At 53.9% G+C, this 13708-nt stretch carries 17 protein-coding genes; 15 read left to right on the top strand and 2 right to left on the bottom strand.

The annotated features are described in order from the left end of the window. The first annotated feature begins 23 nt into the window (after window positions 1–23). The 3 genes from ABI361_11670 (at window position 24) to ABI361_11660 (ending at window position 2217) form a co-directional block, all read left to right on the top strand. On the top strand, window positions 24–1136 hold the full coding sequence (locus ABI361_11670) for an aminopeptidase P family protein (protein MEO9321319.1): 1113 nt from the start codon (window positions 24–26) through the stop codon (window positions 1134–1136). A gap of 248 nt (window positions 1137–1384) precedes the next feature. Then, a complete protein-coding gene (locus ABI361_11665; GenBank protein MEO9321318.1) occupies window positions 1385–1804 on the top strand; it encodes a hypothetical protein in 420 nt (139 codons plus the stop codon). Between the two features lie 68 nt (window positions 1805–1872). Then, entirely contained in the window at window positions 1873–2217 is a 345-nt protein-coding gene (locus tag ABI361_11660; GenBank protein MEO9321317.1) for a winged helix-turn-helix domain-containing protein, read from the top strand. On the opposite strand, the gene bcp is transcribed toward ABI361_11660, so the two are convergent. Then, a complete protein-coding gene (gene bcp, locus ABI361_11655; GenBank protein MEO9321316.1) occupies window positions 2214–2714 on the bottom strand; it encodes a thioredoxin-dependent thiol peroxidase in 501 nt (166 codons plus the stop codon). The two genes, ABI361_11660 and bcp, sit on opposite strands and share 4 nt — an antisense overlap. 43 nt (window positions 2715–2757) lie before the next feature. Beyond that, window positions 2758–3765: a redoxin family protein gene (locus ABI361_11650; GenBank protein MEO9321315.1), complete on the bottom strand. Its 1008-nt coding sequence runs from the start codon at window positions 3763–3765 to the stop codon at window positions 2758–2760. Window positions 3766–3855: 90 nt separating this feature from the next. Here ABI361_11650 and ABI361_11645 point away from each other — a divergent pair, with 90 nt between their 5' ends. The 12 genes from ABI361_11645 (at window position 3856) to nuoK (ending at window position 13707) form a co-directional block, all read left to right on the top strand. Further along, on the top strand, window positions 3856–4275 hold the full coding sequence (locus ABI361_11645; protein ID MEO9321314.1) for a cupin domain-containing protein: 420 nt from the start codon (window positions 3856–3858) through the stop codon (window positions 4273–4275). 54 nt (window positions 4276–4329) lie between these two features. Then, a complete protein-coding gene (locus ABI361_11640) occupies window positions 4330–5757 on the top strand; it encodes a TldD/PmbA family protein (GenBank protein ID MEO9321313.1) in 1428 nt (475 codons plus the stop codon). 3 nt (window positions 5758–5760) lie between these two features. Next, on the top strand, window positions 5761–7095 hold the full coding sequence (locus ABI361_11635) for a TldD/PmbA family protein (protein MEO9321312.1): 1335 nt from the start codon (window positions 5761–5763) through the stop codon (window positions 7093–7095). A 2-nt stretch (window positions 7096–7097) separates the two neighbouring features. Further along, window positions 7098–8303, top strand: coding sequence for an NAD(P)/FAD-dependent oxidoreductase (locus ABI361_11630; GenBank protein ID MEO9321311.1), 1206 nt, complete (start codon window positions 7098–7100; stop codon window positions 8301–8303). 113 nt (window positions 8304–8416) lie between these two features. Next, window positions 8417–8749, top strand: coding sequence for an NADH-quinone oxidoreductase subunit A (locus tag ABI361_11625; protein ID MEO9321310.1), 333 nt, complete (start codon window positions 8417–8419; stop codon window positions 8747–8749). 73 nt (window positions 8750–8822) lie between these two features. Continuing rightward, complete coding sequence (nuoB, locus tag ABI361_11620; GenBank protein ID MEO9321309.1) at window positions 8823–9338, top strand: NADH-quinone oxidoreductase subunit NuoB; 516 nt, start codon at window positions 8823–8825, stop codon at window positions 9336–9338. A gap of 1 nt (window position 9339) precedes the next feature. Beyond that, window positions 9340–9957, top strand: a complete 618-nt coding sequence (locus ABI361_11615) for an NADH-quinone oxidoreductase subunit C (protein MEO9321308.1) — start codon at window positions 9340–9342, stop codon at window positions 9955–9957. A 96-nt stretch (window positions 9958–10053) separates the two neighbouring features. Next, window positions 10054–11133 (top strand): NADH-quinone oxidoreductase subunit D, encoded by a 1080-nt coding sequence (locus ABI361_11610; GenBank protein ID MEO9321307.1) that lies wholly within the window; start codon window positions 10054–10056, stop codon window positions 11131–11133. A 5-nt stretch (window positions 11134–11138) separates the two neighbouring features. After that, window positions 11139–12407 (top strand): complex I subunit 1 family protein, encoded by a 1269-nt coding sequence (locus ABI361_11605; GenBank protein MEO9321306.1) that lies wholly within the window; start codon window positions 11139–11141, stop codon window positions 12405–12407. After that, window positions 12404–12904, top strand: a complete 501-nt coding sequence (locus tag ABI361_11600; protein ID MEO9321305.1) for an NADH-quinone oxidoreductase subunit I — start codon at window positions 12404–12406, stop codon at window positions 12902–12904. Before ABI361_11605 ends, ABI361_11600 begins: the two co-directional genes overlap by 4 nt. Continuing rightward, window positions 12897–13421, top strand: coding sequence for an NADH-quinone oxidoreductase subunit J (locus tag ABI361_11595; GenBank protein MEO9321304.1), 525 nt, complete (start codon window positions 12897–12899; stop codon window positions 13419–13421). Before ABI361_11600 ends, ABI361_11595 begins: the two co-directional genes overlap by 8 nt. Continuing rightward, window positions 13405–13707, top strand: coding sequence for an NADH-quinone oxidoreductase subunit NuoK (gene nuoK / locus ABI361_11590; protein MEO9321303.1), 303 nt, complete (start codon window positions 13405–13407; stop codon window positions 13705–13707). The genes ABI361_11595 and nuoK overlap by 17 nt, the downstream gene beginning before the upstream one ends. Window position 13708: the final 1 nt, after the last annotated feature.

Here is a 13708-nt window from a genome sequence, read left to right as displayed (position 1 = left end):
GAGCGGCGTGCGTTTTTTGAAAAGTGAAAACCGTGAAGGCTCGGCGGGAAAGACTCTTGCAGCTGGCCGAAAAGGCGGGATACAAGAGCGTCGCTGCATTCGAGCCCCAAAACGTATTCTACCTTACGGGCTTTTGGGGCGAAGCCATCGCAATCTGCTCACCTTGGTCGACAAAGCTAATCGCGCCCAAGCTAGAGTACACGCGGGCAAAGGAGGACTCTAATGACTGCGAGGTTGTCGCCACGGAACGCGGCACAGAGTTGATATCTACTTTTGTATCCGCGCTCGAAAAGACCGGCAAGACCTGCACTGACTGTTCTGACTATGCTACTATTGAATCGATAAAAAAGCAGCTTTCGCTTAGGCCCGACTCGCCGTCGGGCGCTGATTCAGCGATTGCCTACGACGTAAACCCGCTTTTTGAAGCCCGAAAAATAAAGGACGAGGGCGAGGTGCGCATAATCTCAGCCGCATCAAAGATACTCGACAGGCTCTATGAGATTTGCCTGAAAAAGATCAGGGCAGGCGTTTCAGAAAGAGACCTTCAGGCGCTGCTGGTCTACGAAGGCATGAAACTCGGCGCCAATCCGCCTGCCTACAAGTCAACCCTCAATCCGCTTATCATCGCAGGGGGCCCGAACGGTGCACTTCCGCACGCCGAGGTAAGCGACAGAAAATTCAAGAAAGGCGACCTCGTGGTAGTTGACCTCACGCTTCGCCACCGGGGCTACATCTCTGATGCAACGCGCACGTTCGCGCTGGGCTCTGTTCCCCCAGAAGCCCGAGACTCGTACGAGGTGGTCAGAGAGTCGCAGCTGGCGGGACTAAAGGCCGCACGCGCAGGCACGACATGCGGGGCGGTCGACTCCGCATGCAGGAGCGTCATTTCAGAGGCAGGCGCGTCGTCCGAATTCATTCATTCCACCGGTCACGGCATCGGACTCGACGTGCACGAGCCTCCCTGGCTCAGGGCAAACAATACCTCCGAGTCTCTGTCGCCTGGAATGGCCGTAACAGTCGAGCCCGGGATATACCGTCAGGGCAAGTTCGGAATCCGGATTGAAGACAGCATAATCGTGACCGAGGGCAAGCCGCGGGTACTGCACAGGTTCCCAAAAGAACTCATTTCACTCTGACCCAGTACAGCAGTTTGCTAGTCGAATTTTTTCAGAATATTGTAGTAAGGCGACGCCTTGTGTCTTTCAACGCACTTGTCGCATATGGACCGCTCGCCGTATTTTTTGTGACACAGACAGTCGCATACAAAACTGGACACGGGCTCTGCTTCCAACGAAAGCGCATTTAAACCTAGTATTGGGAAGCACTTGTCGCCTTCCCATGCGCGGCAAAGCTACTTTTTTATGAATCTGCAGCGCGTCAGTTCATGATGGACTCGCGCCTCCGCCAGCTTGAAAGGAAACAAAAGCTTTACTCTCTATTGAAGAGCCAGCATGATGCAGAGATACACGAACTCATGCACTACTTGTCTGCGCTGGCCACAGTTGAGAACAACCTTGTTCGGACCTATCTTCACACGCTGCTGACCGACGGACTCAAGCACATCGAGTACATCTCCAAAATGATGGCCGGGATAGAGGGCGCCACAGGAAGCACCATCCTTACAAAGGCGGGGATAGAAGAGTCAATCAGGGAGGAGCAGGAGTCGCGAGACACCTTGCTCCAGTGCGCCGAAATGGCTGATGATGCCGAAGTAAGGGAGCTCCTTAAGAGCATCAGCGTGGACGAAGAGCATCATATCCGGATTCTCCAGCACCTGGGCGAGCTTGTTTCTCCTCAAAAATAGAACAACTATCTAGAATCTTATTGCGTAGTTTTCTTAAGTAGTGGGCATTAGCAAGATTCTGTCGGAATTTGATTACATATTCAGAGCCGGTAAAAGGCGAGCGCCACAGAAGCAAGGTGGACATCGTCTATGACATTTTGGTGTCGGCAGTCGGCGCTGGCACAAAAAAAACGCACATACTATACAAGGCAAATATCAGCAGCACTCAGGTCGAGAGTTATTTTTCGGCTCTCCTTGCGCACAACCTGCTTGTGCACAAGCACGACGCTGACGGGCATAACCTGTACCAGACTACGGAAAAGGGAAGAAAGTTCATCGAGTGTTGCGATGAGATCCGGTCCATGATAGGGATCGTGATGAACAACAGGCGTATCGACCCAATGTCTGACTTTTTCGCCTTTGACCGGCGCTAGCCTCGAAGGACGGCATAGACTTCGTCGCTGTGGCCCGCCGGTTTTACCCGGGCAAACACCTTGACTATCTTGCCGGTGCGGTCGACCAAGAAGGTTGTCCTGTTTACGCCCATGTACTCCCTTCCCATAAACGACTTCAAGCCGTAGACGCCGTACTGCTTTGCGGTGGATTTGTCAGTGTCGGCAGCAAGTGGGTACGGAATCCCCATCTTGGCGCGGAACTTGTCATGCGATTCCTGATCGTCGGGGCTGACGCCAACCACCTCGATGCCAGCCTTTGAGAACTTGGCGTAATCGCGCGAAAACTCGGCCGCCTCCGTGGTGCAGCCGGGCGTAAAATCCTTCGGATAAAAGTAAATCACGACGTCTTTTTTGCCGCGAAGATCCGACAGGCGCATCGATATGCCGGAAGAGTCGAGCATCGCAAAGTCCGGCGCCATCTTGCCCTCTGCAAGCGCCACTGCACTAGCAGCAGATTCGTCCTTTTTCTCTGCCATTATAGCCTACCGGTTGTTGCGTCCGCGGAGTAAAAAAACTATGCTACCCGAAAGCGAAAGTGTAGAACGCAAAGTTGTCTGAAAGCGGGCTCACCTCGACTTCGTGGACCTCCGGCTCTGGCGTCTTTGCAACGTTGTACATGAACGGCCAGTCGATGTTGACGACCGACCTTTCTCCTTCAATAACGCAGTCCCTGCCCAAATTATCCTTGCTTAAAGGCTTGCCATCAACTCTTATCTCTGCCTTTCCCGGCCTGCCGTCAGTGGTGCCAAGAATCGCATGAACCCGCCGTGCAGAGTTGTAATGCATCATGACTGCCGGCGGCCTAGAGTCTTTTGTCGCCCTGTCTGCGATGGACACGCGCTCTCGTTCCCATACCCACTTGCCCCTAAGGTACACCACGTTCATTTCATGCGACGGGCTGTCCGAGACATAGTTTGCCGCGTCGGGCTTGAGCTTTTGGTTATTCCCAAACCTTCTGAGGCGCGAGTATCCCACGCATATCTCCGGCGCCATGCCGGCGAACTGGATGCCATAAGTTTCATAGATCTCGTCCTTCGGGTCATCCTTATCAAGCTCGGCCTCGATGGACTGTCCCGCTTCCCGCAACAGTTCAACCACAGCGTCTTCAAAATCAACAATCGTGCCATACCCTGCGTGCTCGTACCTGACAAGGCCGTTGCCGTCTATCAGCACGTGCTTTGGCCAGTAGGTGTTGCCGTAAGCATCCCAGGTCTTGTTGCTGGTGTCATAGGCCACTGGCACCTCATTTACATTGTACCGAGCAAGTGCCCTGGCTATGTTTGCAGGGTCTTTTGCAAATTCATATTCGTACGAATGGGCCTCGATTACGCGCAGCCCGTGCATTGCGTATTTTTCGTGAAGCCTTCTTAGGACTGGCAGGGTCCTCAGGCAGAAGCTGCAGGTATATGTCCAGCAGTCAAGCAGGATGACGCTTCCCTTGAGCCCCTTGACGCTCAGCGGAGGAGAATTTGCCCACCCGGTAATTTCCCTGAGTTCCGGGGCCGGCGTCGCAGGTACAATTTCCATCTTTACCTCAGGCGGCTGCGGCCAATATTATTCTTTTAAGAGACTCCGATGCCAACGAACTTATTCGCCGTAACTCCTGCATTCCTAGTCATGAGCGCAGCAAGGCAAGTGCATTTTGGCAGTATACCACAAACAGCACCGGACAGTTCAATGTCCAAGTACTTTACCGGAAGGGTGGAGATAAGAAAGATGGTAAGCGATCTGCAGAGCAGGGAGGCTGAAATGTTTCTCGTGACATTTTACGGAGGGGCCCGGACAAAACTTCATTTCCACGATTCTGACCAGATTCTCCTTGCGACAGAGGGTTCCGGGCTTGTGGCAGTCCAGTCCAAGGCTTCCCTCGCCAGCGAGGAGCATGCATCGGTGGACTTTGTAATCAGGCAGCTCCAAGCCGGCGACTTTGTAATGGTGCCCGCAGGCCTGTGGCACTGGCACGGCGCAAAAGACGAGGGCCAGTTTGCCCACTACCAGGTCAAGAGGCCCGGCAGTACGACTTGGCTTGAGGACTAGGCTTTTGGGCCATCAGATAAACATAATTGGCTAGCGCGTTCCCTCAGCTCTAATTTGTCTCCGTCGCAGGAGCCGGAAATGCTTGACAGGCTCAGGTCCGCACTCTCGGGGCGGGATTCATCAGTGTCCTACGCAGAGATAAGGTTCCAGAGCCGGACGGTTTCTGAGGTCGCCTTTGTTAACGGAGAGCTTGACCGGATACGGGCGGTCGAGTCTTCGGGCTCAGGCATCCGGGTCCTTTCCGGGGGCTCGTGGGGCTTTGCCGCGACCTCCGACTCGGCGCTATCTTCGCTTAGAAAAGCGCTTTCTGATTCAGTTTCATTGGCGAGGGTGATTTCAGAGCGACCCGGTGGAATCAGGTCGCGAAAACTGGCAGAGTGCAAAATGGAGAAGGGCCGATTCAGTCCCCCTGTCAATGGTGAGCTTTGCTCAGTTGACATGGAGCAAAAAGTAGCAGTAACCCGGCAGGCCGAGGCCGCGGCAAAAAAGCACTCCAAGGCCATAAGGACGTCATCGTGCACGTACAGGGAAATAATCGACTACAAAGCAATCGTCAACACCGACGGCGCGGAACTGGAAATCTTTGACTCGAAGCCGGAGTTCAATGTCTCTGCCGTCGCCAAGCTCAACGGGGAGACGGCTACTGCAAGCGAGGGGCTAGGAATTACCGGAGGCTGGGTTGATCTGTTTGACAAAAAGAGCCACCTAGACTATGCCTACGAGGCGGCAGAAAAGGCAGAAAAACTAGCCGCGGCAAAATACCCTCCGGGCGAAAAGACCTCGATAATTCTCGACCCGGGCATGGTTGGCCTTCTCTGCCACGAGGCGATAGGACACACGGTTGAGGCCGACTTTGTGCTTTCCGGCTCTGTCGCGAGCAAAAGACTCGGACAGCCAGTGGCAAGCGCGGGAGTCACGCTGGTCGACAGCGGCTCTTCTGACCTTGCCAAGAATGCCGGCGGCAGCATTGCCGTCGACGACGAAGGCGTGGCAGCCTCAAGGGTCCCGATTATAGAGAAGGGCGAGCTCGTGTCCTATCTTCACAACCGCGAAACTGCACAGGAGTTTGGCGTCCGTCCGACCGGCAACGCTCGCGCATTTGGATATTCCGACGAGCCTCTAATTCGAATGCGAAACACGTACATCGAGCCGGGAAATAGCGATCTTGATGAAATAATAAAAGAGACGCATCATGGCTACCTGGTACGCGGGGCCCGAAACGGGCAGGCTGACGCCAACGGCGAGTTCATGTTCGGTGCGCAGGAAGCGTACCTGATTGAGGCAGGCGAGCTCAAGACCCTTTTCAAGGGGGCAAGCATCTCAGGGAGCGCGTTTGAGGTTCTCGGCTCAATAGACATGCTTGGAAGCAGGTTCGAGTATGACATGGGCGCAGGATACTGCGGCAAGTACCAGCCTGCAAAGGTGGATGGAGGGGGACCGTATCTGAGGTGCACCGCCGTCATTGGAGGACTGCAGGGATAAAACTTGGCAGACATACTTCGATTCGCACTGAAGGAGGCCGTGGCCGCGGGAGCCCGCGATGCCGAAGCATACCTGACAAGCAGCAGGGACTCGGAGGTGTTTATCGAGAACAATAATCTAAAGCAGGCCAAATCGAATACTTCGCACACCCTTGGGATAAGGGTACTGCTGGACGGAGGCTGCACCGGCTTTTACTCTCTGAACCAGCCTGACAGGGAAAAGGTAGCCGCAGCGGCGGTCAAAGCCGTGCATATTGCAAGGGTCAGTCCCAAGGACAAGAATAACCGGCTGCCCTCGGCCAGGAAAAAATTCTCCCTTCTGAGCGGCCTGCACGACAGAAACGCGTCATCATTCGAGGCCTCGGATGCCGCAAGGCACGCGGTTGAGATGCTCGAGACTGCCAGATCTTTGGACAGCCGCGTCAGCGTGGATAGCGGCGAATTCGGTTCCTCGGTGTTTGCCCAGACGCTTGCCAATACCTCAGGGGTCTATCTGTCTGAGAAAATCAGCACTTTTTACTGGTCGATAATGGGCATGGCAATCGACGGGGACGACGTTTCGAGTTTCGACGTCCAGTCTGCAGGCACCCACAGGGTTAAGGACATTGATGTAACTGAGGTGGCAAACGACTTTTCAAAGACTGTCGTCCAGTCGCTAGGCGCCCGCAAAATCGAGAGCTTCAAAGGAGAGATGCTGCTCACACCTTCTGCTGCGCTTGAAATCCTGGGCGACGTGCTTGCACATTCAGTAAACTCCGAGTCGGTGCAGCGAAAATCAAGCAAGTTTGCGGGCAAACTCGGCAGGAGGGTTGCAAGCGACCTGCTAACGCTTGAAGACGACGCGACAAACACCGAGGGCCTTGCGGCTGCAAGTTTTGACCGCGAAGGCCTGCCGCACAGGCGCAACGTAGTCATACGCAACGGAATACTTGAGCGCTTCCTGTACAACACGTATACTGCGAGCAAGGAAGGCGTAAAGAGCACCGCAAACGCAGTCGGCTCTGCAATGTCTCCTCCGAGCGTCGCAACAACTAACCTGATAATATCGGCAGGCAGGACTCCTCTCGATTCACTTATTTCCGAGATTAACCGCGGCGTACTTGTAAGCAGATTTTCCGGAAACGTAAACCCCGTGACCGGAGACTTTTCCGGCGTAGTCAAGGGTGGACGGATAATCTCCGGAGGCGTCCTCGGCAAGGGAGTGAGAGAACTTATGGTTGCCGGAAATGCATTTGAGTCGCTAAAGAGGCTGACGGGGCTGTCAAAGGAGCGAAAGGTACTGTACAGCGCGATACTGCCCTACATGCGCATCAGCGCGGTGTCGTTTACGGCAGGGTGAAGTTGTTGGAAATTTCAACCGATATTGTAGTAGTTGGAGGAGGTCCTGCCGGGCTGTCCGCGGCATACTCGGCAGCCAAAGTAGGGGCCAAGGTGATTGTCCTAGAAAAAGACGAGGCCATAGCTCACAGCGTGCGCACAAGCGGTGTAAGTTGGATAGACTCCATGCAGGCCCTTGGAATACCGGACAGCCTGTACAATCCCGTCTCTTCGTTCAGTTTCGTCTCTCCGAACAACGAGGTCAGGATCAGCGGAAGCAAACCGCTCTCGTGCGTTCTAGACGTGAGGTCGACATACCAGCACCTAGCCTCGCTTGCCGCAAGCGCCGGAGCCGAAATAATCGTCCGCGGGAACGTCTCGGGCGTGATAACAAAAGACGGCGGTAGGATTGCTGGAGTAAAGGCAAGCACTCCCCGGGGAGACCTTTCAATCAGCTCCACCCTTGCAATCGACGCCAGCGGCTTTGGCTCGTCAATAGCACGGAGGGCCGGCCTGGCAAGGGAGTGGCGGCGGTTTGGCGTGGGCGCCGAATACGAATGCTATTGCTCTGATATTGACAGCACCACCTGGACCCTGCTGGTTGGAGCCCGGTACTCCCCTGCGGGCTATGCCTGGATTTTCCCGCTCTCTGCAAACCGCGTGCGGATAGGCGTCGGCGTCGGAAGACCCGAGGCATCCGCAGACCCTGTCGCAATCCTGCACGAAATCATATCCAAGAGGCCCGGACCGCTTGCGGGAATTAGGACCATCCAGCCACTGGAATTTCATTACGGCAGCATCCCAAATGAAGGGGTCCGCCAGCAGAGCGTCTGGGACGGTCTTATGGTCGTCGGAGATTCCGCAGGCCAGGCAAACCCGCTTGTCCTTGAGGGGATACGCTACGCCATCGAGTTTGGAAGACTTGCCGGTGATGTGGGAGCTCGCTCGCTTGGACAGGGTTCCACCAAAGAGTCCCTTCTGGAGTATGATTCCGCCTGGAGGAAAAAAGCGGAGTCAAAGATAAAATCTGCCCTGAAGGTCCAGGAGCGATGGCTTGGCCTTTCCGATGGCGACTGGGACAAGGAAATAGAAATCCTCCACGACATGAGTCCGGACGAGTTTATCGACTTTATCAAGGCAGAGTTCACAGCGTCAAAAATGATGAAACTTGCTATAAAACATCCAAAACTTGCAGCCCGGCAACTTTTTGGGATGGTACTAAAGAATTAACCGGTCAAAAAGATCGATTTTGAGGCAACCTCGTTAAGTTTTTATACCTTGATCAGAAGAGCAGTTTTGCCTTGGCTGGGGAGACGGCTGCCGACTTTACTCCTATCCTTTACATGCTCGGCTTTGGCTTGGTTGCATCAGTGCCCGCGCTGATTCTGTCCCGATTGCTGTCCCCGCGAAGGCGATACAACCCTGTAAAGTTTTTGCCAATGGAATGCGGTCAGATGCCGACAGGCGAGGGCCGTTCGCACTTTATGATGCAGTACTACGCCTACATCCTGATGTTCGTGGTCTTTGACGTCATGTCGATTTTCCTCTATGCTTGGGGCACCGCTCTTTTTTCCATCCCAAGAGCAGCCACGCTCCCAATCATTGGATTTCTGGCAATAATGTTTACTGCAATGGGGTATGCCCTTTACCTTTCCGGCAAGAAGGGGATCTGGTGAAAGAGTTCATGCTAACAAGTATTAAATACGGAAAAAGCGCCAAAGAACTCAGAAAGGAGGGAGACAAAGCCAAATGATGAAGGACCTCGTGAGCCCGCAGAACTTCAACGTTATGGTGAGCAAGCTGAGCGACGTGCTTGTCAGAGCACTCGATGCTCCGCTAGGTTACGCCATAAACTGGGGAAGAATCTGGTCGCTCTGGCCCGTCCACCTGGAAACCGCGTGCTGCAGTGTGGAATTCGGCGCCTCGTCTAGCCCACGCTACGACGTCGAGAGATTCGGAATCATTGAAGCTTTTGGTTCTCTAAGGCAATGCGATCTGATAGTGGTCCAGGGAACTGTGACTCGGAAAATGGCCCCGCGTCTTCGAATGGTATATGACCAGATGGCCGAACCAAAGTACGTCATAGCCATGGGTGCATGCGCCATAACCGGAGGACTGTTCTTTGACTCGTACAACGTATTGCCGGGAATAGATAGTGTAGTTCCAGTGGACGTTTACGTTCCTGGGTGCCCTCCTAGACCTGAGACTCTAATCCAAGGATGTATGCTCCTGCAGGAAAAGATCAAAAGGTCAAAGATAAAGTAGCATGAGCGGCGAGCAAAAGCCGACCAAGCCCAAAGAGAGCGGCAGCACATCTTCAAGCCCTTCGCCCCCCACACTTCCTGCAAAGACCAAGACCTCCGCCATGGCCGCTGTGGCCGCGCCTCAGACGGGAATTGCAAAAGAACCGGCACCGCCCAAGTTTGAGAAAGGGCTTGCAGACCAGCTAACAGCCGAGTTCGGCGATCTTGTAAAGGTGCTTTTCGTCCGGCCTCTCAGGCTCAAGATCCTAGTCGAACCCACGAACGTTGTTTCTGTCGCTACTTACCTCCGCGATACAATGGGCTTTGATCATGCCGAGTGCGCAGGCGGAACGGACTATCCCAAAGACAACCAGATGGAAATGGTTTATCAGCTAGGCTCCTACACGAACGAGGACCTGGGACCGCAGATTCTTATGCTGGCTGTGAGGACAAACAGAGACGATCCGCACCTTCCCACGTTGTTAAATGTCTACAAAAGCGTCGAGTATCATGAACGAGAGACGTTTGAAATGCTTGGCATCTATTTTGACGGTCACCCGCGAAATGACAGGTTCCTTCTGCCCGAGGACTGGGCGGACCTTCCGCCTCTCCGGAAGGATTTTAGGATCAAAGGGAGATAGGTTGACAAAATGAGTGGAAGCAGCCTCGAGGACAAATTTGAAGAATCTAAAAGACTTGGCCTTCAGATAGTAAAAGAGTCCGAGGAGGACCGACTGATGACTTTGAGCGTCGGTCCGCAGCACCCCGGTTCCGGCCACTTTAGGTTCGTTATCAAGGTAGACGGGGACTATATCGTCTACTGCGACCCTGACCCGGGTTACGTTCATCGCGGCGAGGAGAAAATGTGCGAGTACCGAAACGTGATTCAGAACATTCCCCACCTTGAAAGGCCTGTAATCCACGACTCTACAAACGTAACCTACTCGTACAGCCTTGCCGTAGAGGAGCTGATAGGTATCGAGGTGCCCCGGAGGGGCCAGTTTATCCGCGCCCTTGCCTCGGAAATGAACCGGCAGATCTACACTCTATACTGGCTTGCAATTTACGGAATATTTCTTGGGCACTCGACCATGTTCATGTGGCCCGCCGGCGACAGAGAGCTTTTCATCGACCTGATGGAGGCCCTGACAGGCGCACGTGTCACGCACGCTTACAACATCCCCGGAGGAGTAAGAAACGACATGCCAAACGGATTCAAGGAAAAGGCACTCCGACAGATCCGCTACTTCCAGAAGCGGCTCAAGGAATACGAGGACATATTCTACAACATGCCCCTTTTCCGCCAGAGGACCGAAGGCGTGGCGGTGCTGAGCAAGGAAGATGCAATCAAACTCGGAGTCACCGGCTCGGTCCTGCGAGCCTCGGGCGTGCCCTATGATATCCGAAAGGTCGAGCCCTACGACATTTACAATGAAATCGATTTCAAGGTCCAGTACATGCAGTCCGGCGACTCGTTTGCCCGCTCATACGTGCCGTTTCTTGACATGAAGGAATCGTGCTACATAATGGAGCAGCTGCTCGACAAGATGCCCGAGTCAGGCGAAGTGAGGGCAAAACTGCAGCCAAACCCCAAGGGCCCTCCAGGGGAGGCCTACAGGCGCGTCGAGTCTGGAAGGGGCGCACTGGGCTATTACATCGTAAGCGACGGCAAGCCGCGGCTGTACAGGGTAAAGATCTCAGTCGGCTCCTTTAGAAACATCCTTGCGCTGCCGCATCTCCTCGTTGGCTCCCGCATGGCCGACATGCCCTCGGTATACTGGTCACTCAACTACTGGCCCGTGGAGGCTGACAGGTAGAAAGCATGGCAACCTATCCGCAGAACTTTAGGTTTGGCGAGTTTGTCGGGAGCGTAATCTGGCTTGTATTCTGGATACTTGCCATAGTCACGCTTGTCGGCCTGCCGCTGATCTTTGTCATTCTGTTTTACGTCCCGCTTCCGCCGGTCAACGGCCAGGTTCTGACACCCTACCTGTTCCTGACGATGATGGTCGATCCGACCCGCACGATTCCGATTATCAAGTACCTGATCCATACCGACCTCTTTAGGGTCGCCGCGTTTCCCGGGTTCGGCTTTGCTGCTATCTTTGCAGCCGTGACCATTTTTGTCGAAAGAAAGTTCCTCGCCAAGATGCAGCTGCGAGTCGGGCCGCTCTACGCTGGCAAGATAGAGGGCATATTCCAGCTTTTAGCCGACGGGCTCAAATTGATTTCAAAGGAAATCATTGTTCCGTCCGGCGCGGACAAGCCCCTATTCTGGGCCGCGCCGATTGCATTTGTTTCAACCGCTGCAGCGGTAGTCGCACTCATTCCTGTTGCCCCGCACTGGGTCGTCTCAAACACGGACGTGGGCCTGCTGGCCGTCTTTGCAATCCTCGGCTTCTTCCCGCTCATAGCGCTGCTCTTCTCTTGGGCTAGCAACAGCAAGTATCCCTTCATCGGCGGCCTGCGCGCCCTGCACCAGATGATCGCTTTTGAAATCCCGTTCATCCTCTCCGCACTGTCAGTCGTGATTCTTGCCGGGACTCTCAACCTTACGGGAATCGTAAACGCGCAGGTCCAGTCGTACTGGTTTATCTTTTTCCTGCCTGTCAGCGCCTTTGTTTTCTACCTGTCATCTCTGGCAGAACTTGAGAGGATACCCTTCGACCTGCCCGAAGCGGAAAGCGAGATTGTCGCAGGATGGCTGACAGAAACCTCTGGCATGATTTACGGGCTTATCCAGCTGGGGACCTACGTGAAGCTCTACGCCCTTGCCGCGCTCTTCGTCACTCTGTTCCTGGGCGGCTGGGCCGGCCCTCTTGTCTTCCCTCAAGAAATAATCCCCGGCTACACCGGTGACAAGATATACAACTACGTGACAGCGAGCGCAATCCTCTGGTTCGTCGTCAAGACCTTTGGCATGATTATGCTGCTTCTTCTGCCCAGGGGAATCAGCCCTAGAATTAGGATAGACATCCTGCTCCATACGGGCTGGTACAAGTTCATTGTGCTTGCGTTTATCAACATGTTTGTTGCCCTTGCACTAATATATGGCGGCGTACTTGGTCCGGGAGGGCTTTTGGTACATTGACAAATTCTGCAACTGGAATTATCAAGGCCATCGAGTCCGGTTCGAAGCATCTTTTCATAAAGCGTTTTACGTTCAGGTATCCCCAGGAAAAACTAAAGTTTGTCGGCGACGGCTACCAGTTTGAGCCAAAGCGTGGCGTCGGAATAGCCGGTTACAGGGGAAGGCACATTCTCTTCCACGACAAGTGCACGGGCTGCCAGCTGTGCTCCATAGCTTGCGAGGGAATCGCGGAAGCCATCAGCATGGTCAAGGTCGACGAATCATGGGACCAGAACAAGAAAGGCATCATGCCCCAGATTGACTACGGCAAGTGCGTGTTTTGTGGCTTTTGCGTTGACTCGTGCCCGTTTTACGCCCTGTTCATGACAAACGATTACGAGCTGTCTTCCTTTACAAAGGAGCACCTCATTTACACTCCTGCTCAGCTAGAGGTCAAGCCACAATACGATGGTACGATAGAACTCAAGATAACTGACAGGGGCGCAACCCATGGCTGATCCAGTCTTTATTGCAGTCGCAGTCCTGACGGTCGGCTCTGCGATAATTGCGCTTGAAACAAAGGAGCTTATCTACGGTGCAATCGCGCTTGCGATATGCATGATGGGGATAGCCGGATTCTTTCTGCTGCTAGATGCCCCGTTTGTCGCAATGTTCCAGATAGCGGTATACGTCGGCGCGGTGGCGGTGCTTATCATCTTTACAGTCATGCTCGTTAACACTCAGGGACTGTTTACATCAAAGGAGGATCGGAAGAGAAAGGCCGCGGGAATTACCCTTATGCTGATAATGATAGCAAGCCTTGGCACTTTGTTGATTGTGTCGGGCCTGAACCAGCACCAGGCAGGATTTGACCTGCCCCCAATTGACATCAAGGCCCTGGGCCAGCAGATGCTGACCTATTATGCGCCGGTACTGGTAATCCTCGGACTGACTCTGGCCGGCTCGATAATTGCTGCGCTTGCACTGGCACGAAGAGAAGAGGTGGAACAGCAACCAAATGAGCGAACTGATTGATTTTCTAATAGTCGCGGTTGTCCTTGTGGCAATCGGAGTCTATGGACTGGTAGTCAAGCGTAATGCGATAAGGATGCTCTTTTCAATCGAGATTATCGCAAATGCCGCAAACCTCACACTAGTGGCTTTTTCCCGTGGTATTCCAAACGCCCAGGGACAGGTGTTTGCACTCTTTTCTATAGCAATTGCCGCGGCAGAAGTCGCCGTCGGCCTTGGACTGATAATTGTCGCATATCGCCTTTACAAGGAAGTCGACGTTGCGGAGTACAAGAGCCTCAAGGGATAAT

Source organism: Nitrososphaera sp. (assembly GCA_039938515.1).
GTDB lineage: Archaea > Thermoproteota > Nitrososphaeria > Nitrososphaerales > Nitrososphaeraceae > Nitrososphaera.
The sequence above is the reverse complement of the archived record's forward strand: the minus strand, read 5'-3'. Positions and strand labels throughout refer to the sequence as shown.

What these genes read in the sequence shown, in the direction of transcription:
- ABI361_11615 (MEO9321308.1), top strand. Translation starts at nt 9,340, where the DNA reads ATGAGCGGCGAGCAAAAGCCGACCAAGCCCAAAGAGAGCGGCAGCACA.
- ABI361_11610 (MEO9321307.1), top strand. Translation starts at nt 10,054, where the DNA reads ATGACTTTGAGCGTCGGTCCGCAGCACCCCGGTTCCGGCCACTTTAGG.
- ABI361_11605 (MEO9321306.1), top strand. Translation starts at nt 11,139, where the DNA reads ATGGCAACCTATCCGCAGAACTTTAGGTTTGGCGAGTTTGTCGGGAGC.
- ABI361_11595 (MEO9321304.1), top strand. Translation starts at nt 12,897, where the DNA reads ATGGCTGATCCAGTCTTTATTGCAGTCGCAGTCCTGACGGTCGGCTCT.
- ABI361_11625 (MEO9321310.1), top strand. Translation starts at nt 8,417, where the DNA reads ATGCTCGGCTTTGGCTTGGTTGCATCAGTGCCCGCGCTGATTCTGTCC.
- nuoK (MEO9321303.1), top strand. Translation starts at nt 13,405, where the DNA reads ATGAGCGAACTGATTGATTTTCTAATAGTCGCGGTTGTCCTTGTGGCA.
- bcp (MEO9321316.1), bottom strand. Translation starts at nt 2,714, where the DNA reads ATGGCAGAGAAAAAGGACGAATCTGCTGCTAGTGCAGTGGCGCTTGCA.
- ABI361_11650 (MEO9321315.1), bottom strand. Translation starts at nt 3,765, where the DNA reads ATGGAAATTGTACCTGCGACGCCGGCCCCGGAACTCAGGGAAATTACC.
- ABI361_11665 (MEO9321318.1), top strand. Translation starts at nt 1,385, where the DNA reads ATGATGGACTCGCGCCTCCGCCAGCTTGAAAGGAAACAAAAGCTTTAC.
- ABI361_11645 (MEO9321314.1), top strand. Translation starts at nt 3,856, where the DNA reads ATGAGCGCAGCAAGGCAAGTGCATTTTGGCAGTATACCACAAACAGCA.
- nuoB (MEO9321309.1), top strand. Translation starts at nt 8,823, where the DNA reads ATGATGAAGGACCTCGTGAGCCCGCAGAACTTCAACGTTATGGTGAGC.